17 protein-coding genes and 1 pseudogene are annotated in these 26,050 nt (G+C 46.7%); 9 read left to right on the top strand and 9 right to left on the bottom strand.

Going from position 1 to position 26,050, the window contains the following annotated elements; translation table 11 throughout:
* Positions 1 to 428: 428 nt before the first annotated feature.
* Complete coding sequence (locus EL628_RS29555) at positions 429 to 3,746, bottom strand: type ISP restriction/modification enzyme (protein WP_218029024.1); 3,318 nt, start codon at positions 3,744 to 3,746, stop codon at positions 429 to 431.
* A 489-nt stretch (positions 3,747 to 4,235) separates the two neighbouring features.
* Between EL628_RS29555 and EL628_RS29560 the strand changes: the two genes are divergently transcribed.
* Positions 4,236 to 5,135 (top strand): hypothetical protein, encoded by a 900-nt coding sequence (locus tag EL628_RS29560; protein WP_126583561.1) that lies wholly within the window; start codon positions 4,236 to 4,238, stop codon positions 5,133 to 5,135.
* A gap of 150 nt (positions 5,136 to 5,285) precedes the next feature.
* Here EL628_RS29560 and EL628_RS29565 read toward each other — a convergent pair whose 3' ends face one another.
* Positions 5,286 to 7,568, bottom strand: coding sequence for a GAF domain-containing sensor histidine kinase (locus EL628_RS29565; RefSeq protein ID WP_161975876.1), 2,283 nt, complete (start codon positions 7,566 to 7,568; stop codon positions 5,286 to 5,288).
* Between the two features lie 289 nt (positions 7,569 to 7,857).
* Here EL628_RS29565 and EL628_RS29570 point away from each other — a divergent pair, with 289 nt between their 5' ends.
* From EL628_RS29570 to EL628_RS29600, 7 genes are all read left to right on the top strand, one after another.
* Positions 7,858 to 8,565: a response regulator transcription factor gene (locus tag EL628_RS29570; RefSeq protein ID WP_126583563.1), complete on the top strand. Its 708-nt coding sequence runs from the start codon at positions 7,858 to 7,860 to the stop codon at positions 8,563 to 8,565.
* A gap of 274 nt (positions 8,566 to 8,839) precedes the next feature.
* A complete protein-coding gene (gene fdhA / locus EL628_RS29575; protein WP_126583564.1) occupies positions 8,840 to 10,048 on the top strand; it encodes a formaldehyde dehydrogenase, glutathione-independent in 1,209 nt (402 codons plus the stop codon).
* A gap of 563 nt (positions 10,049 to 10,611) precedes the next feature.
* The gene (locus tag EL628_RS29580) at positions 10,612 to 11,931 is read left to right on the top strand and encodes an ROK family transcriptional regulator (protein WP_126583565.1); all 1,320 of its coding nucleotides are present in this window, start codon (positions 10,612 to 10,614) and stop codon (positions 11,929 to 11,931) included.
* A 253-nt stretch (positions 11,932 to 12,184) separates the two neighbouring features.
* Positions 12,185 to 13,336, top strand: a complete 1,152-nt coding sequence (locus EL628_RS29585; RefSeq protein ID WP_126583566.1) for an ABC transporter substrate-binding protein — start codon at positions 12,185 to 12,187, stop codon at positions 13,334 to 13,336.
* A 107-nt stretch (positions 13,337 to 13,443) separates the two neighbouring features.
* Entirely contained in the window at positions 13,444 to 14,295 is an 852-nt protein-coding gene (locus EL628_RS29590) for an ATP-binding cassette domain-containing protein (protein WP_126583567.1), read from the top strand.
* Complete coding sequence (locus tag EL628_RS29595) at positions 14,288 to 15,556, top strand: sugar ABC transporter permease (protein WP_170211160.1); 1,269 nt, start codon at positions 14,288 to 14,290, stop codon at positions 15,554 to 15,556. The genes EL628_RS29590 and EL628_RS29595 overlap by 8 nt, the downstream gene beginning before the upstream one ends.
* A 285-nt stretch (positions 15,557 to 15,841) precedes the next feature.
* Positions 15,842 to 16,633 carry a hypothetical protein gene (locus EL628_RS29600; RefSeq protein ID WP_126583568.1) on the top strand — a complete coding sequence of 264 codons (792 nt, stop codon included), beginning with the start codon at positions 15,842 to 15,844 and terminating at the stop codon, positions 16,631 to 16,633.
* 799 nt (positions 16,634 to 17,432) lie between these two features.
* On the opposite strand, the gene EL628_RS29605 is transcribed toward EL628_RS29600, so the two are convergent.
* Together EL628_RS29605 and EL628_RS29610 are read right to left on the bottom strand one after the other, a co-directional pair.
* Positions 17,433 to 17,882: an OsmC family protein gene (locus EL628_RS29605; RefSeq protein ID WP_126583569.1), complete on the bottom strand. Its 450-nt coding sequence runs from the start codon at positions 17,880 to 17,882 to the stop codon at positions 17,433 to 17,435.
* Positions 17,883 to 17,998: 116 nt separating this feature from the next.
* Positions 17,999 to 19,171 carry an endonuclease domain-containing protein gene (locus EL628_RS29610; protein WP_126583570.1) on the bottom strand — a complete coding sequence of 391 codons (1,173 nt, stop codon included), beginning with the start codon at positions 19,169 to 19,171 and terminating at the stop codon, positions 17,999 to 18,001.
* A gap of 309 nt (positions 19,172 to 19,480) precedes the next feature.
* Between EL628_RS29610 and EL628_RS29615 the strand changes: the two genes are divergently transcribed.
* On the top strand, positions 19,481 to 20,014 hold the full coding sequence (locus EL628_RS29615; RefSeq protein ID WP_126583571.1) for a hypothetical protein: 534 nt from the start codon (positions 19,481 to 19,483) through the stop codon (positions 20,012 to 20,014).
* A 6-nt stretch (positions 20,015 to 20,020) separates the two neighbouring features.
* Here the strand turns inward: EL628_RS29615 and EL628_RS29620 are convergent, their stop codons facing one another.
* The 5 genes and pseudogenes from EL628_RS29620 to EL628_RS30050 all read right to left on the bottom strand — a co-directional run.
* The gene (locus EL628_RS29620) at positions 20,021 to 21,772 is read right to left on the bottom strand and encodes a M3 family oligoendopeptidase (RefSeq protein WP_245994536.1); all 1,752 of its coding nucleotides are present in this window, start codon (positions 21,770 to 21,772) and stop codon (positions 20,021 to 20,023) included.
* 158 nt (positions 21,773 to 21,930) lie between these two features.
* A complete protein-coding gene (locus EL628_RS29625; protein WP_126583572.1) occupies positions 21,931 to 24,117 on the bottom strand; it encodes an alpha-galactosidase in 2,187 nt (728 codons plus the stop codon).
* A gap of 179 nt (positions 24,118 to 24,296) precedes the next feature.
* Positions 24,297 to 24,740, bottom strand: coding sequence for a Fur family transcriptional regulator (locus tag EL628_RS29630; protein WP_245994538.1), 444 nt, complete (start codon positions 24,738 to 24,740; stop codon positions 24,297 to 24,299).
* Between the two features lie 181 nt (positions 24,741 to 24,921).
* The gene (locus EL628_RS29635) at positions 24,922 to 25,809 is read right to left on the bottom strand and encodes a metal ABC transporter permease (RefSeq protein WP_126583573.1); all 888 of its coding nucleotides are present in this window, start codon (positions 25,807 to 25,809) and stop codon (positions 24,922 to 24,924) included.
* A 30-nt stretch (positions 25,810 to 25,839) separates the two neighbouring features.
* Positions 25,840 to 26,050: pseudogene (locus EL628_RS30050) on the bottom strand (hypothetical protein); the annotation flags it as partial.

Genomic DNA, 26,050 nt, shown 5'->3' on the forward strand with positions numbered 1-26,050 from the left:
CATCAAAGGGTGCACCATGGAGGAATGGGTCACCGCGGCCATCATGAATGATGGGCCCTACGATTTTATGCGATAAATCGCTCTTAAAGGGTTATTTATTGTGTAAAGGGGAAACCATGGTGACATTTGTTTCATTGCCACGCCACACCTTGAGGGGTAACAAAGAAATATGGGAAGGTTCCGCACCCCATCATCTCAGGCCCTTCCACCTCACACAACAAATTGCCCGTATTGAGCGATTTATCGCATAAGATGGTAGGGCCCATCATTCATGATGGCCGTCGTGACCCATTCCTCCATGGTCCACCCATCATTCATGATGGTAATGAAATGTCTCCACCTTTTCTTATCACCTCGAAGGGTAGATAGATTAATCAAAAAAATCCGAGTACCCAATTATCACCCAGGACCATTTTTCAGGCTTCTGCCTAAACAATCGGCCATCCACCATGTTCTTCAATAGTCTCGTCAATCTGTTCCATTAATGTAATTGTTTCTAACAAAGCAGCTATAATACGTTGATAGTGCATAATATCATTAAATTCCAACCGCCGTCCCTTGCGATCTTTCAGCCATTTCTGACAAACCTGATAACCGCCAATGTGGAAATCCCAAACCTCGGGTGGTATACCCTCAAAATACTGCTCTTTGTTGATCCAAACACGACCTTGCTCAGGGGCATCAACAGGTTGAGTATAATCTATTTTCTCAACAATACTGTTACCTGATACTGGATACCTTGCAGTGACCTTACCAGACTTCTCCATCAAGTGTAATTCAACTAATCGCTCACCTAAGTTACAGAGATTGCGAAAGAGCTCAATATTTGAAGTAAGTGGTAAACGTGGAAAATCTATTTTAAGAAATTCTGAATAGCGTTCACGGTATGTAGGTGAATTTAAAATAGCGTATATATAATCAAAAATATCTTCTGGACCATACGAATTTAATAAATCTCCTCTTCCATCTGTAAGGAAATTAAGATTTATATTCGCTTTAATCATTTTTATAAATGCTAATGAAAGATTAGGAAGACGTGCTCCAGGATTACTCGAAAATTCATTATCTGCAAAAAGGCCTTCGTTTTGAGCAGGGTAAAGATAGAGAGGAAAGACAAATCCATTGTTAGAAGTATTCGGTGACATGCAGATTACTTCTGCAATATTTCGAGTAACTTGTACATGTTTGTACTTTTCCCCTTTAGTTAGTCTTGATGTAATTATAGCTAAGTTATTTTTAATCATATGTTGCATTATATCTTTTCGAGGCATACAATGAAAGCCTCTAGAATTACCCGTGTAATATGTATAACGAATATCAAATGGCCGATAAAGGACAGGAAGTAAATTAAATTTAGATGGTCCTGACTCTTTCAAATCTTTTTGTGCCATTTCAACTTTCCAGTCTCTAACATCTTGACCTAATTTATATTTTATTCTTGCATCCTCTGGAGAGAGGGAGAGAAAGTCAAGCACTGTTCTCCATATATCTTCTTTATTCCAATGAATCGTCAGAGCATCTCTTGCCGTAACAATTCCAACACTATTTTTTAATGAAATATCATTTATTTTCACACCTTTTTCATATTCAACTAATACGTCAATATTTTGTGGGGAAAACAAATAAAAAGGAGCCCTTATTTCTAGTTTTGTCCAGTTTGTTGTAACAATATCCTTTTCACCAAGCCAGTGATATTTACCGCCAATGAGCTTTTGCTCACTGCCTATTTTCTCATATACTTCACGTACTCCCCAGAGATGAGAATGATAAACGTTTGCGATGCCGGATAAATTAGTTTTTTTCTGTCTTTTTACAAAAATACCAATTGCGACACCTTGTTGAATATCAAATACATTCTCATCCTTTGATCCATCAGGTGATTTCTCTTTCTTCTTACTATTACCATGTAGATCAAGAATATAGATATCATCAAAACTTTGCATGAGGCTCTGACGCATCCCCCTGAATGTGGGATTGTCGAGGTAGCCATGGTTCGTGACAAAGGCGACTATACCATGCCCAGTCTGTTCAATACGCCACTGTGCAAAACGGATAAATTTTACGTAATCATCATTAAGCCATTTAGGATTACGTTCACCCAGTGGTTGCCCATCAACTTCAAAATAATTTCCTGTTCGTCGTCCAGTCTGGGAATCTATACCATGTAATAGTTCATTAATCCACTTGCCTTTATTAGCCGAGTGACCTGAGTAAGGAGGATTCCCTAGCACAACCATAACTGGATTTTTTTTCTTAATATTTACTGCCTTGTTTGCCTCATCAGAAATATACTTCCCAAAAATCATATCTGATCTTTTAACAGCTTCATCTAAGGTATTGGTCAGATAAATACCAAGCCGCTCATCAGATCCAAATTCAAAGGCCCAGGTTTTTCGATCTACTTCTGGTAGATCAATAGCAGCCAGTTGCATTCCTAATTTGAGATGTGACATTGCATAGGGAGCAACAAGAAGTTCAAAGCCAAAGAGACGAGGTAGGAGGTACTCACGAACATAGCTTGACCACATTCCAGCATTGCCCTTTTGGCGATAGCTTTCACGAATATGTTCAATCACGCTATAGAGGAAGGTTCCTGTACCTGTTGCAGGATCAAGGACAACGACACGAGGAGTTGTCTCGATGAGATCTCTTCCTTCATCATCCTTGTAGCTATATGTTACAGAGGTACTATCAGCCAGGCCTTCTGGGCAATCAAAATGTTCGCGTAACAGATAATCGACAGAGCGGACAATATAGGATACGACCGGCTCAGGAGTATAATATACACCGCGCGTCTCTCGCAATTTTGGATCATATTGTGAAAGAAATGTCTCATAAAAGTGCACAATAGGATCTTCTTGCCTCGTCCGTTTACCGAAGTTTGCGAGTACTGCTCCCATATCAGTGTAGGCCAGGATCTGAGCAAGCTCATTTACAAAACCAATAAATGGTTCATCATCCAGATCAGGACCAGCAATAGTGGTAAACAGCTTTCGTAAGAATGGATTGGTCTTAGAAATCTCCTTAGCAGCATCCTCACGGCTAAATGGTTTTTTACCTTTATGATTATAGCGAGCAGCAAACAAACCATAAGCCATCGTTTGAGCAAACATATCAGCAAAAGATTCTGCATTTAAATCTGGGAGAAGAGTTTCCTGGAAAGCTTTATAGAGATCCTTGAGGCTGTCTGAAGCCTCGTTCTTTTCGAATGCATCAACAATAATATCACGAATCATGTGCGTAAGGCGGGCCATACGTTTGGCGAGTTCCTCTGGTTTATTGATCTGCTCCCCACGGTGCTCGATAAAATAACGGAGTAGCTCTTCACCTAATTTAACGCCATTCTTATCAAGGACAATCTTTTTGTTCTTAATATTACCCAGGCGAGCACACATGCGTTTTTCGCCTTGCACATACCAACGGAACTCTAAATAGTCAGTGAGAATCAGATTATCCAGAGCCCGAAGGTAACGCTTGAGCTGCTCATCCTTCTCTATTTTATCCAGCGGTTCATTAATATCTTTTGCCTCAATATAGCCAACGGTAAGATTATTATGCTCTACAACGTAATCAGGGGCGCCACATTTAATACGTTTGGGCTCATTGGTGGCAGAGATACCTGCGTCAATCTTTTCAAAGAGGGCTTGTAGGGTAGGCCGATAGGTATGCTCTGTTGCATTACCTTTGCCGTATTGTTCACTAAGTTTGTCTAAATAATCCTTTAAAAGTGCTTCAGCAGCCATCATGGCATCTCCTCATATTTATAAATATATAGTGGCAAAATAAGGGCTTTAAATATCGTAACTTATAAATTGAAGAAAAACAATATGGAAATTGTCTTAAGCGGTATCAAAAATCAAACAAAGATACCCAGGATTTAAAATCATAGAATTAAATTGCATAGGTTAGTAGATGATAAGAATCAGAACATCCTGCCATCCAGACTTACATAATACTTAGAGAAGATTCCTGGTATAAGACAATCTGAATCAGCATGCATCAAGATACTCCTCCAGTAACTTTCAAGCCTGAACATAACTTTCGAATTGTCTTACTAATGCTATCGCTTCACAAAAAATCCACTGAATTGCCTTTGAATAAATATATTTATACTTATAATCAATAGCAGTGAAAAAAACAGCCCTCAACCTAATTGCCCCAAAGATAAGAGGAGCCGTTTTCACTCGTTAGCATCACTTTTTTGTGGACATCTCACCTATTTTCAGGAGTTATGCATGAAACGACCAGCACTTACAGCACTGGCCATCCCATTTCTCTTGCTGATCATCTCTGCCTTGACCCCCTTAAGTGCCTCAGCTTCAGCAGGCGCTTCGCAGAATGTGCGCTTCCTTCTCCATAATGGAAGCACCAGATCGGTAACGGTCAACGCGAAATATGCCCCTCTTGCAACCAATTTAACCTATCATGGCGGAGCAGTTGAAGCTGGAACCACTCATACCTACGCTATTTTCTGGCAGCCTACCAACAATGTATCGTCCACTTATCATAGCCTGATTCAGAGATATTTTGGTGATATTGGCGGGAGTGGACTGTACAATAACAACAAGCAGTACAAAAACTCTTCTGGTCAGTATCCAAGCACAACCACATTTGCTGCCGCCTGGACAGATACAAGAAGCTATCCCGAGAGTCCCCTGCTGGATAGCGATATTCAGAATGAAGTCAGCCATGCACAGAGCGTCAATGGCTGGAGCTCAAGCGTGAATAACATCTTCTTTGTCTTCACGCAAGCTGGCGAGGATCTCTGCTTCGACAGCAGCCAGTCACAGTGCGCCTCCAACGCATTTTGCGCCTATCACAGCTACTTCGGCAGCAACACCATCTATGCAGCCATGCCATATGCTTATAGCTTTAGCTGCAATGGTGGCACCGGCCCCAACGGAGATCAGGCCGCTGACGAGACGATCAACGTAACTTCTCACGAGCAGATTGAGGCCGCCACTGATCCCTTGCTCAATGCCTGGTATGATAGCAGCGGCGCAGAGATTGGTGATAAATGTGCCTGGAATTTTGGAAACTCCAGTGGCTCAAATATCACGCTGAATGGACATCCTTACCGCCTGCAAAAAGAATGGGACAACGCTAAACGTGGTTGCGTTCTGACCGGGCCGTAAAAAACATCTCCTCACACTTGATTAGCGCAGGATAAGATCAAGTACCAGGTCTGGCCGCTCAAGCCAGGGGCAATCGAGCGGCCAGATCTCTTTTTTATATCATACCTGTTCTCTCTGGAACGTTCGTTAACCAGAGTATCTTCAAGAGTCTCAAGAAAGAGGAGACTTGCCAGGTAAAGAGATATAAAACGTTGATCCTTTGCCTTCAGTGGATGTAAACCAGATGCGACCTCCCTGGCGTTCAACCAGTTCCTGGCAGAGGTAAAGCCCTAATCCAGTCCCGCCAATTCCATAGGCGCGAGCATTATCGCCACGCTCAAAGCGGCTAAACACACGGCTCCACTGATTCTCAGGGATACCTATCCCATAATCCTGGACAGCAATCAAAGCATCATAATCAGACTCATCTTTAGTGACTCTAATCGAAACCGACTTTTGCCCTGGACTGTACTTAATAGCGTTAGCAATCATATTCGTCAGGATCTGCTCAACACGGCGGGGATCAGCATCGATCACCATGCTCTCAGCATTCTTTTGCAATTGAAGCTGATGAGTTGTTGTCGTCATCTGCATCCGCTTGACCACGCGCTCAACCAGAGCCACGACATCAAATGCTTCTGGACGAAATTTCAACTGGCCTGCTTGTAAACGCGTAATATCCAGAAGATCAGCAATCAATTCAGCCATGCGAGAAGACGATTGCTCAATACCATCCAGCGCCTCATGTTGCCAATCTTCCAGCGGCGGCCCATGGCCACGCGCAGTCTGCACAAGAAGCGTCTGCGCAAAGCCACTTAAGATAGCCAGCGGAGTGCGTAGCTCATGCGCAGCAATAGCAATAAACTCATCCTTTACGCGATCAGCCTCTTTCAAGATAGAGACATCTTGAATCGATATCACAGCCAGTGGCTCATCTTCCTTCAAATCAGGGAGAAGATGTTGCAGGTTCTCCCTGTCGGCTGAGCCAATATTTAAACGAATGGCATGCACCACGACCATCATAGAGGTATCATCTGGATAACGAATATATTCCTGAACATATTGAGCTGACTCATTCCGATTTAAAGCACGAGAAGAGGGGTATTGGTCAGGAGATATCGGGCGGCCATTAACATCAAACAGACGAATACCATTGAGTCGAAGCCAATCCCGGAAGGGCAGACCCTGATCCCAATTACGCCAGAGCTGTTTTGTAGCTTGATTAGAGATCGCCAGACGCGCATCGCACCCACGAACAATATAAACCGGATTGGGAAGCTCATCCAGCATCTGCTGAAAGAGCGTAAGATGAGACACAGCCTGTTCTCTCAGTTGCTGAGTAGCAATGAGTTGATGAGCAGGAGTGACATCATGCCAGACGACAAGGACGGCAGGAACCCGATGGGATTCAAGCACGAGCCTTTCACTCGATGAATCTAAAGATGAATCTAACACTTTATCTGAGGCAATCTTTGAGCAGACACTATTAATATCACACAGTAATGATGAAGTAACTTCATATGTACTCAGCTCTGGTGGATCGCTTAACTCGATTGAAAGAATCTCTTTGCATGGAGCACCTTGTAACGTTTGTTGAACAGGTCTCGCCAAAATCTGTTGCAGGGTCTCCTCACCGTTATCAGCCAGGAGCACACGAGAGCGTACGGCTTTCGCAACATTATTCTCCAATAAAATCTTGCCATCCTGATCTGTCAGGATCACGCCATCAGAGATACCTGTGACGATAGCATCCAGCTCATTCACCCGGCGCTCCATCAAGCGACCGAGACGTACATTTTCAAGCGCGATTGCGGACTGAGAAGCCAGGCCAATTAAAAGATCTTCGTCCCGCCGACTAAATTTCAATGGCTCAGAATGTCCAAGCAGCAGCGTACCAAAGATAACCTTATGGCGATTAAGCAAGGGAGCCCCTAAAAAACTCCGAATAGAAGGATGAGCCTCATCATTAGGAGCGCCAACCCCTTGTAAGAGTTCACCCTTCAATTGCCCATGAATATATGCAAAGGTGTAGCGACGCTTCTCTGTCAGATGAGCAGCTGTATCCTGTGCTGAAGAAAGCTCGCTGGGCAGAGGAATAGAGGCCTGCACATCAGGCAAAAGTATGGTCTGTCCATCTTGAAAGATCGGTTTAAGCAGGCCAAGACCACGCAAAGAAAGGCGTCTTAGTCGCTGCTCCTGCTCTGGAGATACACCAACAACCGTAGCTAAGCGAAACTCCGACTCACCGGGTACCTCTGATAACTGACCATCCTCTCTAATCGGGCGTAGCATAAAGGCCGCAAACTCAGCGCCAGTAATCCTCGCAGCATTCTCAGCAATCAGGCGTAAAAGCTTTCCTTCATCGTTTTCACTCATTAAAGCTACGCCAATCTGGCTCAACATCTCAAAGCGTTCAGAGATTGGGTCACGTTCATAGGTTATTTGTGAATACATAGTAGTAACTCTTTTCTTCCTATCTCTGCCAGATTGGCTCCATTTACAGTGCTCGTTAGCATAATACAACAAAACCCACAATAAAATAAATGTACTATTTATAGCAGAGATAACAACCACCAGCATAAAGAATAAATTCTACAGTAGCTGTTAAACGTAAGCTCTACTATCGACATCATCTTATTTTGAGATATGATGATACTATAAAGACGCAAACCCGTTTATTTTTGAGTCATCTTTGAGAAGACAATGAAGCATAGGCTTCAGATCACGAAGGGGATGATGATTGATGCCAGCTAAAAAAACAACCATTCTTGTGGCAGACGATGATCCGCAACTGGTACGCTTGATGGCACGTAATCTCCAATTTGAAGATTACGACGTGCTGACAGCCAGCGATGGAGAGGAGGCTCTTGAGAAAGTTGAGTCGGAGCTGCCTGATCTCATTGTTCTTGATGTGATGATGCCCAAATTTGATGGTTTTACCGTCTGTAGCCGTGTTCGGGAATTCTCCAATGTACCAATCATCATAGTGACGGCACGAGGTAACGAGCAGGATAGGATTCGTGGCTTAGATCTCGGGGCCGACGACTACCTTACCAAGCCATTCAGCGTTGATGAGCTCCTTGCGCGTGTGAGAGCAGTATTAAGGCGTTCCCAATTTTTGAACAGTGACCAGATCAATGCTTCAACAACGATTGGCACCATCTTTATTGACTATACCCAACACCTGGTCACTATCGCGGGCAAAGAGATCGCATTAACCCCGATCGAATATCGGATTCTATCCTACCTATCGCAGAATCTGGGGAAAGTTGTAACCCAGAATCGTTTACTTGAACATGTATGGGGAGCAGAATATTCAGGCGAAAGCCATATGCTCCACGTCAACATGAATCGCCTCCGCCGCAAGTTAGAGCCAGATACCTCACAACCCAAATACCTGATCACCAAGCCAGGGGTAGGATATATGATGGCAGATCCCGCAACGGCTTGAGCTATATTGCAGCTACATGTGTTTAATTGACATGTTCCAATCTAAATGCTAGATTCAAGATGTGTGTGTTAGCAGGTAAACAGTGGTTTTTTCGTTGTTAACCTGACTACCTCTACCATAACTTCAGCAGGCAAAGATGGTCTCACACCACCTCTTGCATAAAACAGACCAACACGGTAGCTATACCAGGATAGTATCGCGGAACAGGCCGGCTGCAATACAGCTTTGACTTGTTCAGATGGCGGAAGGGCTCTTCCAAAGAAGGAGGATCAAGATGGCAAGCGCGAATAAATGTGTTGTCTATGTGGAACCAGGTAAGGTCAGCGTTGAAACAATCGAATATCCCAAGCTAGAATTACCCGAACAGCACCGCAAGTGTAATCATGGTGTGATCCTGCGCATAGTTGCTACCAATATCTGCGGCAGCGATCAACACATGGTACGTGGCCGCACCACTGCCCCTAAAGGCCAGACCTTAGGCCATGAAATCACAGGCGAAGTTATTGAAGCGGGGCGCGATGTTGAGTTCATTAAGGTCGGAGATCTTGTGTCTGTTCCTTTTAATATCGCCTGCGGACGTTGTCGCATGTGTAAAACAGGCAATACTGGAGTCTGTTTAAATGTGAATCCAGCACGACCAGGAGCAGCCTATGGATATGTAGATATGGGAGGCTGGGTTGGAGGACAGGCAAATTATGTCATGGTCCCATATGCCGACTGGAACCTCCTCAAATTCCCGGACAAAGATCAGGCGATGGAGAAGATCCTGGACCTCACCATGCTCTCAGATATCTTTCCAACAGGCTATCATGGAGCCTTTACTGCTGGCGTAACGACAGGATCGACGGTCTACGTTGCAGGTGCTGGCCCGGTTGGCCTGGCCTGCGCAGCCTCCTGTCAACTCCTCGGAGCCTCGGTAGTGATTGTTGGAGATATGAACAAAGAGCGTCTGCAACAGGCGAAAAGCTTTGGCTGTGAAACGATCGATCTTACAGCTAGCGGAGATCTCCCCGACCAGATTGCTCAGATTCTTGGTGAACCAGTGGTTGATGCCGCCATTGATTGTGTGGGCTTTGAAGCAAAAGGGCATGGGCAAGGAGCAAGCGAGGCCCCCGCAACAGTCCTGAATGATGTCATGTCTATCACACGTGTGGCAGGTAAGGTCGGTATCCCTGGCCTCTATGTGACAGGCGATCCTGGAGGAATCGACGAGAATGCCAAGGTTGGTCAGTTAGGCGTCAAAATGGGACTTGGCTGGGCCAAATCTCTCAGTTTTACCACCGGCCAGACGCCTGTTATGCGCTATCATCGCCAGCTGATGATGGCAATCCTGAACAACAAAATTCATATCGGCAAAGCCGTCAACGCAACGGTCATTCCTCTGGAAGAAGCGCCCAAAGGCTACCAGGATTTTGACAAAGGAGCAGCCAAGAAATTTGTCATCAACCCCAATGGCCTGATCAAGCAGACAACCCCACAGTAACAATAGTCCTCAATAGGAATAAGAGCATCTGGAGATACATCTAGATGCTCTTATTCATTCATATTTATTTGAGCAGCAAATCGTCCCATTCGCCATTTTAAAACACGTGCTCTCTTTATGTTGCATAAAATATAGATTTATCATGTTTAATGGGTTTCGCCAATAGTAAAATTTCCCAATTTCGCTCAACTATCTCATCAATAGTGATCATAGCTATTGGTCAATTTTCCTTGAACTTAGTTTTAACCCTTGACAAACTAAACTCGAGTATGGTATTCTTCCATCGAAGCATCTACTGAAAGAACAGTAAAGTCTTCAAACATCTAACCATGAGCAAAGGAGCATCCTGGTAATGGAAAATCATAATTTTCATCTTACCTTACAAAAAATTCACTCTCACATAGAAAGTATCCTCATTCCGATTTAGTAGGATCACTCCTTCACAGACAAGCTTCCTTTAGCATGCCTTAGCAGCTAAAGATACCCTCATATTAGCGTAAAACCAGTAGATAGTGCGCGAATAATTATGAACGCAGCGAACCCACGAAGGTGTGAGGAGATGCATGGAACAGGCAAGGCAACAGAGACAGCAGAAAGCTCATGCCCACGAGAGCAGAATAGAGCAACAAGGGGCTGACTTTCACCAGGTTCGGGAGTTTAATCGCCTGCTTGTGCTTAACTATATCCGCCAACATGGTCCGACTGCACGCATAACCATCGCTCAACAATTGGGACTCTCTCGTACAACTGTCACCAATATTATGGGTTCATTGCTACAAGAAGGGCTTGTGCGCGAGGGTGAACAACTGGATGCAACGGCTAAAGGGGGGCGGCGAGCAACACTCGTCCATTTTCGAGCTGAAGCTGGCTTCGCACTTGGCATAGATATTGAACATTTACAACTTATTATCGTTGTCACCGATCTTGAGGCTCATGTCGTCATGCAGTGGAGTGGGCCGTTTGACCTGATGTCTCTACTTGGCGAGGGGCCACAGAAGCTGATTGACAGCCTGACAACCTCTCTACAAGAAGTTTTAACGCAGGCGCACATTACATGGGATCAGATCATTGGGATCGGGATCAGTCTACCAGAACAGCCTGAAGCTGGCCCTTCTCAATCAATGCTCCAATGGAATAGTACAACTATTCAGAGATTATTGAGAGAGCATTGGCAGAAGCCTTTGTGCATCGAAAAAAATGCAACGCTCGGGATGTTGGGTGAATATCGCCGTGGAGTTGGACGCAATCATACAACGATGGCATATATTATGCTCGATTTTGAGATTGCTGGCAGTATTCTCATCAATGGGAACATCTATCGTGGCCCTGGTGGGAACGTCATAAAAATCGCTCATCTTATGGTCGATAAAGACGGACCACGCTGCCAATGCGGCAAATATGGCTGTCTCGAAGCAGTTGCGAGCACACAGGCTATTCTCTACGATGCAACTCATGGGCTTTCGCTGGCTCGTAAGTTTGCACAGGATGGACTGAATGCGCCCTCCCTGACGGTGAATGCAACTCAGAAAAAAAACCTTTTCGAAGTTATACAAGCAGCAAAACAAGGCGATCAGGCTAGCCTGGCCGCGATCCACTATGCAGGTACTTGCCTGGGGCAGGCCCTGGGCAGTCTCATCAATCTGCTGAATCCCCTCTTGATTGTACTCAATGGCGAGATTACAAAAGCGGGTGAGCTGTTTTTTCAACCTATGCATAAGGCTGCTGAGGCCGCTAGCCTCTCTTGCGTCTGGCAAGAGACCCGCATTATCGCGGGCGAGCTAGGGGTACTCGCCAATGCACTGGGAGGTGCACTTCTGGTCATTGATACAGCCTTTACCCTATCGACAATCTCATCCACCTTTTCGGTGCACTCTTCCTCATGAAGCATGAGAGCTGTGCACATAAAATGTGGTTTGTGACATAGAAAGTCATAAATATAACAGACGAGATTGATATACCCTAAAATGACGGGGGTACGTAGAAAGGAGTAAATGATAAAGTCATTTACAGAAACACTAGGCATTTTTTACAAAGTTGTATAGAATAAGAATATATCTGTAGTTATTATCTTTCGTCTGCTATTTAGACAACAGATGAAGGATACAATTAAGAAGAAGAAGAAGAGAGGTTCCTTCGATGGAATTCACAAAAAAGCGCCACAGTGGGCGCGCACTCCTGGTAACTGGCGGACTGGTCCTTTCCCTGGCATTGACAGCTTGTGGCAGCGCCAATAATGATAACACCACAACCACGGCCAATACCACACCAGGTAAAGATTGCAAAAAAGTCGGCGTCCTCCTGCCAGAGACTGATAGCTCAGCTCGTTGGGATAGCAAAGACCGCCCTGCCCTGACCGATGGGATCAAAGCCAAATTGCCTGATGCCACCGTGTTGTACAACAATGCACAGGGTAGCGCAACAACCCAGCAGACTCAGGCTGAGGCTGATCTCGCCAATGGTGCCTGTATTCTGGTGGTTGCTCCCGTTGATGGCGATGCATCTGCCGCGATTGTTGCCAGTGCCAAAGCCAAAAATGTGCCTGTTATTGCTTATGATCGCTTGATCTATAGCGATGACCTTAGCTATTATGTCTCATTCGACAACGAGGGCGTTGGCAAGCTCCAGGGTCAGTATATCGCCGAGCACTATAAAGATTTTGTGAAAGGCAACAACAATAATACTGTTATGATCAACGGTGGTCAGACCGACAACAATGCACTGCTCTTTGAGAAGGGTGCTCACGAGACGCTTCAGCCGTTGTTCGACAACAAGTCCTTGAACCTGGTCTACTCGACCTTCACCGATAAGTGGGACAATGCAAAGGCACAGACCGAGATGGAAGGTGCTCTCACTGCTAATGCTAACAATGTCCAGATTGCTTACGTTGCTAACGATGGTATGGCTGGTACTGTTATCGCTGCTTTGAAGGCTCATAACCTGAACGGAAAAGTTCTGGTCACTGGTCAGGACGCGACGGTCTCTGGTATCCAGAATATTCTTACTGGCGATCAGGCCATGACTGTCTACAAAAACATCTCTAAGGAATCATCCAGCACAGCCGATCTGGTCGCTGCTATCAGCAAAGGTACCGATACTGCTTCGATCACCAATGGTCTGACCGTTAAGAATCCAAAGGGTAGCAAGGCTATTGCTTCGGTTCTGGCTCAGGCTGTGATTGTTGATAAGAGCAACATCATCGACACTGTGCTTAAAGATGGCTTCGTTACCAAGGCCGATATCTGTAAAAATCTGCCTGCTGGTACCGATACCAAGGGCATCTGCTCATAAGGATTGCCTGCTAGCTCAGGCTCCCCGCAGCCAGCCGTTCTGATTGGCTGCGGGCTCCCTTGTTCGTATTGGGAAGAGATAAAGTTTGTACCACAATGGAGGGCCAGATGGCCGAAAGTACCTTCTCGTCAGCGTCCGAGAGCACATCTTCTGGGGCTCTCAAAACGGCTGAACCAGTCCTACGCATGGTAGGAATTACAAAAACCTTTGGCGCTGTACGCGCATTGACCGACGTTAGCTTTGAGGTCTACCCAGGTGAGGTCGTTGGCCTGGTTGGTGACAATGGCGCTGGCAAATCGACGTTGGTCAAATCAATCTCTGGTGTTGGGCCTGCTGATAGCGGCGATATCTTTGTCAATGGGCAAGCAGTCAAAATTAGTAGCCCTCAAGTATCTTCTAGCCTGGGCATTGAGACAGTTTATCAGGATCTCGCACTCTGTGATAATCTCGATGTGATCAATAATCTGTTTCTGGGCCATGAGCTACGTACTCCCTTTGGTGCGCTCGACGAGATTGCAATGGAGAAACGAGGCCTGGAGGTGCTCCGTACTCTCGATGTGAAGCTTCCTTCAGCTCGCACCCCTGTTGCTTCCTTGTCTGGTGGACAGCGTCAGTCGATTGCAGTGGCTAAGACAATTCTGCGCAATGCCAAGTTGATTATGCTGGATGAGCCAACGGCAGCCCTGGGTGTTGCTCAGACGCGCCAGGTTCTTAATCTTATCAGACGGCTACGTGAGCAGGGTCTGGCTGTGATTGTGATCTCACACAATATGGCCGATGTTTTTGAGGTCGCTGATCGCGTGGTGGTTATGCGCCTTGGACGTAATGTCGCTTCGTTTGATATCAAAACAACAACTTCGGCTCAAGTTATTGCAGCTATTACAGGAGCCGAGTTTGGGACGCCATTTGAAAAAGCGTCTCAGGTCACGGCTACACCAGGAGGAACTGACGGTGAGTAATACAATTGAAGGGAAAGAGCCAAACACAGAACTGGCCGTTGAGAGTCATCCCGAGTCCAGTAATGCCGTCGAGGTCTCCAGTTATCGCCCCAAACAGACATTTGGTCAGTTGTTACGCAATGATCTGGGCTTTCTTCCTGTCTTGCTAACGCTGATCGCTATTATTATCTTTTTCACGGTTGTCAGTAATGGCGTTTTCCTCCATCCTGAAAACTTCTCCAATCTGATTAATCAGATCCCCACCATTGGTACATTGGGACTGGGTATTATCCTTGTGCTTTTACTGGGTGAGGTTGATCTGTCATCGGCTGCGGTAAGCGTTCTGTGCGCTGTGGTTATGGGTATCTTGAGTGAGCGCATGGGCATGCCCGGTTGGGTCGCAATGCTGGCTGCACTCCTGACTGGTGCGCTGGTTGGTGCCATCAATGGCTTCTTTATCGCCGTCCTTCGCATCCCTTCGTTCATTGTGACTCTTGCCAGCTCTATTGCTTACTCTGGCCTGTTGCTAAAGTTGTTAAATGGTCAGAGCACGTTGATTATTCGTGATCCCTTGATTGTCTCTCTGGCTGGCACATCAAAAAGTTTCTTACCAGATATCTATGGTGTTGGTCTGCCAACGCTGGTTGTCCTACTCTATATTGGTAGCCTGTTCCTGAATTACACAAGGCGCAAAAAGGCTGGATTACGGACGCCTTCGATTGTGCAGCTTACGCTGATTTCGATTGCGGTCATTGCTCTTGTTGGCGGTGCGGTAGCTCTGTTCCAGAGTTATCTAGGTGTGCCTTATTCAACGGCCATTCTGTTTGGACTGATTATTCTTGTCTGGCTCATGCTGACAAAAACCAGCTTTGGCCGCCATATCTATGCAACGGGCGGTAATAACGAGGCTGCACGACGAGCTGGTATCAATGTAATCTTTATTCGCATTGCAGTCTTTACTCTGGCTTCCACACTCGCTGCTGCTGGTGGTATTCTGGCCGCCTCGCATGCTCTCTCGGTTCAAAGTCAGGTCGATTCGTCACTTCAGTTGGATGTAATTGCGGCGGCTGTTATCGGTGGTGTAAGTCTCTTTGGTGGCCGTGGTTCTGCCTGGGCGATTGTGCTGGGTATGATGATCATTGGTAGCCTGGAGAACGGTCTCTCGCTGCAAAGCCAGACCGCTGATGTGAAACAGATCATCGAAGGTATCGTTCTGCTCTTAGCGGTGACTGCGGATGCAGTAGTACGTCGCTTGCAGGCTCGGAGCCGCAGCGGACGATAAAATGTATGGCCTCCACATACAGAGAATAACGAGAACATAAGAAGGAGACAAGCAACTTTCCCTACTTTATAGTGCAAGATATGTTTTTAGCGTGCGATAGATGAAAACAAGTAGGGAAGGTCGCTTGTCTCCTTCCACAATCGTCCCCTTCTATCATGCCAGCCCCTCCATTGCTTCTGTTCCCGTTTCCCGTTTCCAATTTTGTTATGGAGGGGTAAACAGAGTGGTTTCAAATCATCCAGACGTTCTTCTGTATCCAACCTGCTATTTCATTCCATGATGGACGTGTTTCGACACGCAAAAAACGGGCACGCATGTAAAGGACAAGGTGACTGTAAAACCTTTCTTCACAAGGACGGTAGAGATATACTTCCCCAAAACTGGACACATGCAAATGTCTTTGAGGAAGGTAATAAAATGAACATGGAAGAACAGAAAAGTGAAGCGTATCACCGTTTTTTGGTCGATGGAGACAGAAAAAATACGCACCCTCACAAGCGCTCCAGATTGCTGTGGAACTGCTCTCTCCTTGTATGTGTAGCTATAGTTCTTGGAGGCTCTTTCTGGTTCGCTCTCCCTTTTCCACTCCAACCAGATTCTCATACGCTCTACAGTACTGATTGGTCCAGAGATTTCAATGCATGGCAAGGAGCAGGCTGGCAAAAACGTCTGAATGGAGGAGTTCATTCAGATCATGGAGGGCTCTTTCTCTCGCCATATGTCGCTGATGGCACAGCTATTCAAATAGATGTGCAAATGAAACATCTTGGGGTTGATGCCTTCCAAAATGGTACCATATCGTTTGGAATGATGCTGAAAAATGGAGATGCTGACCATACATTTGCCCTTGGAGATATTGACCCTTTAGTTCCCTGGTCAGATACGTATAACGCACTCCTCAATTTTGCCGTAGTGAGTGTGAAAATTCAGAAAGGCACTGTAACTCTGCTTATTAATGGCAAGAGAGTTGCTCAAAAAAGCATCGATTTCCCCATAAAAGGATCCCTCGGATTATTTGCTGGAGGCGATTCAATTGTAGAAGCACGCAGCTTTCGAGTGGATAAGGTTATGTCCTGATGAGGTAGGGCTAGTGATCCTGGCCCTACCTCATCATAGCTCTTTTCTGATCGTGGGGTCCTGAGATCATTGCGTTCCATCATGTGAGTCAGTGTCCCCTCCATAACATCCTTTCCCGTTTCCCGTTTCCAATTTTGTTATGGAGGGGTTCACATGACAGAGTGGGAACAGTGGAAAGAGACAAGCGACTTTCCCTACTTTGCAGTAGTTTATATTTGAAATAGAACAATATATGACAATACCAGTAGGGAAGGTCGCTTGTCTCCTTCCTAAATTTCCCTTTCCACCAATGCCAGCCCCTCCATAACATCCTTTCCCATTTCCCGTTTCCAATTCTGCCATAGAGGGGCTCACAGAGCGGAGTGGGACCAGAGGAAAGAGACAAGCGGCTTTCCCTACTTTACGTCGTTTTATAGGCACAAGATAACAAAACAAGTAGGGAAGGTCGCTTGCCTCCTTCCTAAATTTCCCTTTCCACCAATGCCAGCCCCTCCATAACATCCTTTCCCGTTTCCCGTTTCCAATTCTGTTATGGAGGGGTTCACATGACAGAGTAGGACCAGAGGAAAGAGACAAGCGGCTTTCCCTACTTTACGTCGTTTTATAGGCACAAGATAACAAAACAAGTAGGGAAGGTCGCTTGTCTCCTTCCTAAATTTCCCTTTCCACCAATGCCAGCCCCTCCATAACATCATTTCCCGTTTCCCGTTTCCAATTCTGCCATAGAGAGCTCACATTACAGAGTGGCAACGCAGGAAAAAGGCCCTTACCTGGCCGCATTTACCATGCAGGCTGTCTTTTACAAAGGAGAAGAGAGTTCAGACTCAATAATCTGATAGGTATGGGTCACCTCCGCACCACTTTTACTAAGGACGGCACTGGCACCACAATAGAGCTCTTCAGTCAGTTCCAGCGCCCGTTCAACTGCCGATGGTTTGATTGCTCGGCCAGTTATAAGATGTTGGACATTGATAGTTGTAAAAATCTTTGGCAGTTCTTCACGGCGTTCAGAAGAGATCTGTACCTCATAGCTGGTTACATCTTGTCGCATCTTCCGCAGAATCGAAATGATATCCATGCCAGCGCAGCCAGCCAGGCCTGCAATCAAAAGTTCCATCGGGCGTGCTCCACCATTCTCCCCACCATCGGTTGTGGCAGCATCAACGGAAATACTATGTCCTGATCCTGTCGTAATCGCAAAACGCATACCATGCTGCCATCTGGCACCAACCCTTAGCTCTCCAGCCATAAGTTCGTAACTCTCTTTCTTGCTTTCTTCATATCCCACATATCGAGCAGAATCAGCGCTCACTGCTTTTCTATCTACAGATAGAACTATACCTATAGTATCACAGAGAATAGAGGCTATCCTTCAGCCTTCAAATGCAATTGCTTAATGAGGTAGGCCCGCACATCCTGCACAACCGCCAGTGGATCTTGTTTCAAGTCGAGGCCACTGTAACGCCGAAAATGCCAGCCGAGAGCTTCGATGGTGCGCTGCCTGTAACGATCTTTCTGAATATCCTCCGCACGGCTATGACCAACGAAACCATCAATCTCAATGGCGGTTCTGGTCGCAAGATGAGCGAAATCGACACGATAGGTCTTCTCTGCTGTGCGGATCGGATACTGGTGCACCAGTGGCAGATCGGGATACTTCCAGCAGGCCAGAAACGCTTTCTCAGCGAGGCTATCGTACTGGGAGCGCGGGGCTTCAGCTACAAATAGCGCTTGTGACTTGCCAGAGGCAGGAATGGGGGTCAGATGATGCTTAGCCTGCTGAATAAGAGCTAGCATATAGGCTTGAACGATCTCCGCATCAGCATCCAACAGCGTATAGATCCCTTCTCCAGCGCTTTGCACCATGCGTAAATGGATACCATTCACTGAGACAAGGACTGGCTGCAACACATTACGCCACTTAATCATTAATCCGCGAGCAGTCTCAGGTTTAAAATACAGATGACGATTGGCCAGAAGTAAGATCCCATAGACTGGCTGAGGAGGCTGACGAGAACGTTGTTCGGTGGCAAGATACGAGACGGCGACGCGGCAATAGACCTGCTCGTCTCGATCAAGCAGTTCATTGACAACGATCGGCTCAAAATCACCCTGACGAATAGCAATTAACTTGCGCAAACGTTGAAGGCGAGCTAACGAGGGGGCCAGATCCTCAGAGCGCAGCGCCAGGGCACTTTGCAAAAATTGTAAATAAGCTTCATCTTTGGCGCTAATTTTGCCTGTCTGCTCAAGTGCGACAATCGTACGATCAAAGAGCTCAATGGCAGAGGAACGTAAACGCCCATGAACAAGTTCCATCTCTAGCTGACGCTGCTTCGAAATAGTCACCAGATCATGCCAGACACCTGGAGTTAAATAACCATCGGTTGTCATCGCCTGAAAGAGAGCCAGAATATCTTGTAGCTGTCGATGAGTCTCCTTACGACAGGGGCGACAGTAATCCTCCTGTCCTCCTCCCATAAAGCGATCGAGAAAGCTACACTCTTTTCCACAGCGACGACACTGAGATAGAGGCATAGATAGTCCCCTCCTACAAACAGAGAACCTCAACGCATACAACACTACAACTTTTGTTTGGGGCCAGAAGAATCCTTAGAACAAGTATATCATAAAAATAAAAGCAATGAGTTTAAGAATACAAAACAAGCTGGACATACTAAAGTGTGTCAGGGTGGTGCGTATTTTTTAGCATTTCTTGATGTTACATTTCGCTCTCTTGAGCCAATGTTGACCATGACAGATTTATACTAAGGGGGTACAAAGAGGGAATGGTAAGGAAAGTACGGTTGCTCTCTTGTCAGAAAGATATGAGATAGGAATATTCCCATGAATAATTTACGTCTGCTTCTACCATTTACACATGGAATCGATGCTCCCGCATTGGATCAGGCGCTCAGTCTGGCTCGCCAGCAACACGCGACACTGGTCCTGCTGGCACTTCTGCCTGAGATCAAAGGCCAGCATATACGCTTAGAAGCTCTACAGCAGTTGCAAGATCTGAGGATCTATGCGCAGCAGCGAGCACTCAGGTACCATCTAAAGCTAGAATATATTCAAGCCCATACACAGAATAGCAACCGTACGATTATTTATACGTACCAGGAGCAGATGTGTAGTGCTATTCTTTTATTCATGCGGTCGGGCCAGGGGGTTCTACTGAAAAATGAGGAATTGCAGGACTTGATTACGCAACGTCAGGCGCATTTTTATCTGTTCCGTTTGCCAGAAGGAGCCGTAAAAACGTTTATGCAACGACTGCAAGGTCGCATCAAAGGCGTAACGACCTCGCAAGTCAATATGCTGCAAATTGAGATTCTGATGCCTCTTCAACAACGTGAACGGCAGATTCAAGAGATTTAGAGCCGACTAGCTCTCCAGCTGCTGTAAGTGGTGAAGCGTAAGGTCGCGTACAAGTTCCAGAATCGGGACATCGCCAACGAACTTTGCGCCTGCGGCCTCATACAGCTGTGGTACACTCCGAGTGGCACCAAGCGAAAGAGCATGGCGATACTGTTGCAGCGCCTGCTCAGGATTATGCAGGTAGTTATTCCAGACTTGATAGGCACCAATAGCAGCAAAGGCATATTCAATATAATAAAATGGTTCGTCAAAGAAGTGGCTAATCCAGAGCCACCCCATGCCCATCTCTTCCTCTAAACCGCTCCAGTCAATTGCTGGTTGATAAAGTTTTGTGAGTTCAATCCATTTTTGAGCGCATAGGGCAGGGTCGAGGGCTTGCTCAAGGTTCTCATACGCCCAATGCTGGAAAGCGTCGCCGCGAATAATTGTTGGCAGATAACTGGCAAGCATGCGCTCAAGATGTTGAATACGTAGCAAACGAGCCTCTTCCTGTGAGCAGAGCCCCGTCTGATGGAGATACATGGAGCCAATAAATTCCATGCTGGTAGAAGCAACTTCAGCAAATTCTATCGGCACAGCCCCTTCCTGGCGCTGCTGAATATACGGAAGTGGATTGGTTTCAAAGACGTGAAAGGCATGACCAGCCTCATGGCAGACAAGCGTAATGAGCTCTGAAAGTAGGTCGAGATGACCAAAGATAAAGGCGCGGCGCTTGACTTCCAGAGGAAGGTTATACCCCATATGGGCTTTGTTTGGCCGCTCCTCCAGATCGACGAAGTTCTCCTGGAGCAATGTCTGGAGATAGCGGCCCAGATCCGGGTGGATCAATTCGAAGAGCTGCACGCATTGTTGCAATACGCCTTCAACGTCAGTGATGGCGCGAGGGGCAACGCTTGAGCGTGGATCAACGCCCACATCCCAGGGTCGCGTTGTCTCAATATTCAATAACTGACGGCGTTTCTCAAAGATCTGGTTAGCGGCTGGTACGATCACCTTCTCTACTGCTTGATGAAAGATCTTACAATCAGCCGGGGTATAATCAAAGCGGAGCAGCTTCTGCCAGCGATATTCTCGGTAGCTCTCTAAGCCTGCATTCTCTGCGATACGTTGACGCAGACGCATTTTTTTGATCCAGAGCTCTTCCAGCTTCTTGCGATCAAGCAGACGACGTTGTGCAATCGTACGCCATGCCTGCTCGCGACGTGAGCGCACTGTATCGGCCATGGGGGCTTGTAGGGATATAATTGAAACCTCTTTCCCTTCCCATGAGACCATCTGCGCTCCGCCAATCTGGAAATATTCATCGCTAAGAGCTTTGTCTTCATTCAGCAGGGCAAGATTCTCTTCACGATAAAGTTGCGCTTCTGCCCGCATATTACGTAAAGGGATTGCGAAGTTCTCTGGCTCCAGGCCACTTGCCAGTAATCGCTCTTTTAACGGCTGTGCCTGGGTCTGCGCAGGTGCATAGATATGTTGAAGAAACTGTAGCTTGCGGCGGGCAATATCTTCATCAGAGGTATTCTGGGTACTTGCTACTTCAAAACGAACCATCGTTTCATCAAGAAGCGCGCTAAGATCGGACCATTGTTTCAGCCATGTTGATAAGAACTCTGGCGTTAAAGGAGCCTGTAACAGCTCGTGGTACCATGGCTTGATCTGCTCCCACTCTAACAATTCAAATTCTTCACTGGTGCGCGGCAGTGGACTAAACATAACAATGCCTTTCCCATTGAGAATAGGTAAAAATAAACGCTCCATTCATCCATACTACTCTCATTGCAGCCTATACATAATATTTTTGTCTTATTCGATTATAAGAATTCTTCTATGATAATGCAATAGCATTTTATTTCCATATCCCATAGAGCAAGATCCACAGCCATCATGAGGGTTCCTCATGATGGCCATAGCCACCTCTATTGAGCCTTCAAGTGAACAACGCAGCTTGCATATGAGCTATTGCCCAATGGCAATTGAAGGCCATAGTGCATTAAAGAGGCACCTGACCGTATCTCTTCCTGAGCTTGCTGACCATTGTTGATATGATAGAGTGTCTCAGGACGCAACCCCTGCAGGCGTAGACGAGGAGACTCTTCCTGGAAAGGGTTCATTCGTCGATAGGCAAAGACGACGGCCTCGCTGGCATCAGGTGCGACACATTCAACCGCTCCCAATACTCCTTCGGTTGCAGTCGGAGAGAGAAGCCAGTACTGATCCCCATCCTGAACGAGATGACGGATCTGCTTATAGAGGGCAATCCAATGTGCAGCTTCGGTAAGGTCTTCATCACTCCAGTGCAGCAGGTGTCCTCCTATACCAAGCATCCCCATCATAGCAACATGGAAACGGAAGGAGAGAGGAATCTCATTCACACGACGATCGTTGGGAGAGTCAGTTACCCAATCGCTCATGACACGGCCCGGCAGGATCAACGAGCTTCCTTCTTGAATAAAAAGTCGGGCATCAGGATGGGTATTATCGCTTGTCCAGACCTGATCTGTACGGCGCAGGATGCCAAGATCAGCACGATGACCGCCACTGGCACATGACTCTATGGCCAGCTGAGGATGTCGTTGGCGAAGGCCATCCATAATAGCATACACGCCCTCTACATGCCGCACCCAGAGCTCACGCGCATCGCCTCCCTGGGCAACATATTCAGGCCAGCCGGGCTCAGAGATTGGACGATTCATGTCCCACTTAATAAAATCAATCCCATTCTCAGCTACTAACCTGGAAAGAATATCCAACAGATAAGCCTGCACATCAGCACGTCCAACATTTAAGACCAACTGTTGACGCGACTCATTCCTTGGTCGCAGGGGGAAATGATAGACCCAATCGGGATGCGCACGATAGAGATCGCTATCTGGATTAACCATCTCTGGCTCAACCCAGATCCCAAATTGCATGCCTAAAGCTTTCACACGCTCAACAAGCGGCAGCAGACCATTGGGGAACTTCACAGGATCTACGCGCCAATCACCAAGCCCCGCATTGTCGGTAATACGAGCAGGAAACCAGCCATCATCCATGACAAAGAGCTCAACACCCATTTTCGCCGCTCGCTCGGCAAGCGCAATCTGTCCCTCTTCATTCACATCGAACAGAGTGGCTTCCCAGGAATTATAGAGTACTGGCCGTGGCTGTCGTGCCTGCTCAGCAGGAAGAACGTGCTGACGAATATAGCGATGTAAGCGGTGGCGCGAGCCATTGAAACCGTCGTTGGCGAAGCCTGCAACAAATTCTGGTGTGGTAAAGCTCTCACCTGACTGAAGCTGCCAGGCAAAATCAAAATCATGGATACCGCCTGTAATCGCCGTTGCCCCCCAGATCGAGGTGTTGATATGCAAGGTCCAGTTTCCACTCCAGGCCAATGTACCAAAATAAAGTTCGGAGGCATACTCGGTGCCGGGAGCATCAATGGCAAACCAGGGAATGCTCGCGCCTGAGATCCCACGCAGATTCTCCAGTACAACACTCCCTGGAACCAGCTTTCGCTCCTGAAGCCTGGTCTCGCTCAACCACTTGCCCGCCAGCGACGTAATGCGGCGCGGCTCAAACTGACGAGGCAGATGCCAGGCAGCAGAAAAAGCTCGCTCAAGCGTGATCCGTTCGGCTCCTTTGTTGCTAAAGCTTGCAGAACGAATAATCAGATCATTGGCAGTATCAACACGATATGTTAATAAAACTTCGAGAGGGTATACAGCATCATGCAGGATAATGTGTAGTTCTGGTAGACCTTCAATCTCAGTAATTTGATAGGTAGAGAAACGCAGATCGAGATCACGTGTGCCATCGGAGAAAGTCGCCTTCGCCACAGTCTCTCCATAGCGCAAGCCACCAAATGGCGGATACTCTTCCATCGTCAGAGTCAGGCCAGGGTCCTGGGAGCCATGTTCACGATGAACCTGTGGCAGTGGAAGATCGGTTGCACTGGCAAGGCGTCTCCCCCAATATTGATGTACCAGGATTCCTTCGGGCGAGATCCCCAAAGCATACGTACTCTCTTCTGTCGTCAGCAACCAACTTTTCTGCTCGGCGGCATAAAAAATACCAGTCGCCAGCCATTGCGACTGTAAAGAAGATTTATGAGAAGACATAGATAATGACCCTTTCAAAATACATCAGCGTTTATATATTGAGCGGACTTCCATCTTACCTTACCGTTTCTATAGAACTCTGTCAACGGGTAAAACCACACACAAAATAGCCTTCCTGGTAGTGGAATAAAGGAAGTCAGGTTCTCAAAGTTTCCGGAGGGAATCAAAAAAGTAGGGCTTTAATTCAATTGGCACTCTTTGCAGCGACCAAAAAAGGTCAGTGTATGACCCTCAATCGCAAAATCCGTCTGATTACTGATCGTCGCAATCTGTTCTGGGGAGAGGCAAAGATCGACTTCAACAACGCGATGACATTGTGAACAGGTGAGATGATGATGATGATGGGAACCACCACAGACGCGATAGTGGTGTGAGCCATCTGCAAACTCAATGCGATTAAGCAAGCCTACATCTACAAGCTTCTCTACAGAACGAAAGACCGTTGCACGTCCAATGCGTGGATCCTCCTGACGCAAAGTCTGCCAGAGATCATCTGTAGTGAAATCTGAACCAGCCAGGGCCAGTTTAATCAAATGTTCGGCAATGAGTTGACGCGGACGTGTATTGCGCTGGCTCAGTTCATTGAACGCGGCATAAATTTTATCCGCAATACCCTCAGACACGTCATTTCTCCCATTTATCGTTACGAATGCAAAAGAAAAAGAAAGTGGAAAAACGCTATTTTAATCTCATCCTTAATCTAGCAACAAACAGAGAAGAAGAAAACTTCTTCCCATTATTTTACCACAAGAGCAAGCCCTTCACCAGAGACAGGCCCCCCATCGCGCGCGCATCCACAAGAATCTAGCACAGCTTCGAGAGATTCTGGTCAGCACAATCATTACAATGAGAAGATGCAACAGCGCGGTGTGGAGCACGAAAACGGCGTATCACTACAGCGACAAAATACGAACAGGCAGAGAGCGTTGCAATATAGAAGCCCGCAGGTAGCTGGCGACCTGTCCCCATAAAGGTTAAGATGAGCCCTCCCCAGGTAAAAAATAGGCTTAAGCAGACCGATACAAGCAGCGTCGTACGTGGACGATGCGTTATATAGATCGCAGTTGCAGCCGGAGCAACCAGTAAAGCAAAGACGAGCAAAACACCAATCACCAGTACCGACTCGGCTGTCGTGATCGCCAATAACACTAAAAAGATTATTGAGAGCAGACGTACAGGTACACCACGAGTCTCAGCGACTACTGGATCAATCGAAGCAAATAACAAGGGACGGAACAGACAGGCCAGAATGAGCAGAATCAAACAGCTACAGATGAGAGAGATCCAAAGATCTGCACGTGTCACAGCCAGAATCGAGCCAAACAAAATATTCATACCAGCAGAAGAATGGGAAGCACTACTCTGCGCATAAAGCGTCAAAAACAGTACACCCAGACCAAGAGCAAACGAGAGGACCATGCCAATTTCAACATCGCGTCCCCGCAACCGATCACCCAGAGCCCCCATACCCAGAGCCGATAAAAAAGTCAGCAGCAGCATTCCAACCAGAGAGCTCAGCCCCAGGAGAGCGCCAGCCGTTGCACCCGCAAACCCAATATCAGTCAACGCTTCAGTGGCAAACGACTGAGCTCGAAGGACGACAAAATAGCCCATCAGGCCAGCAACGACCGCGACAATACCACCGCCAATAAAAGCATTTTGCACAAATTCTTGCTGAAATAGATTCCACATATTTTTTCACTCTTACTCTCCCTCAAAGCGCTAGCCTGAGATAGTTTCTATCTGTACTTCATGTGCTTCTGAAGGCTTCCGAGCTCCATATTTTCTCCGACCAATCCAGAGTGGAGACAGCAGACGCACCGGAAGATAGACACCAAATGAGATCGTCGCAATATAAAAACTGGTTGGTAGTTCACCATTAGCCGCCGCCAGCAATACACCTGACCAGACAAAACACACACCCAGGAGAGCT

This window comes from Tengunoibacter tsumagoiensis (assembly GCF_003967535.1).
Lineage (GTDB): Bacteria > Chloroflexota > Ktedonobacteria > Ktedonobacterales > Ktedonobacteraceae > Tengunoibacter > Tengunoibacter tsumagoiensis.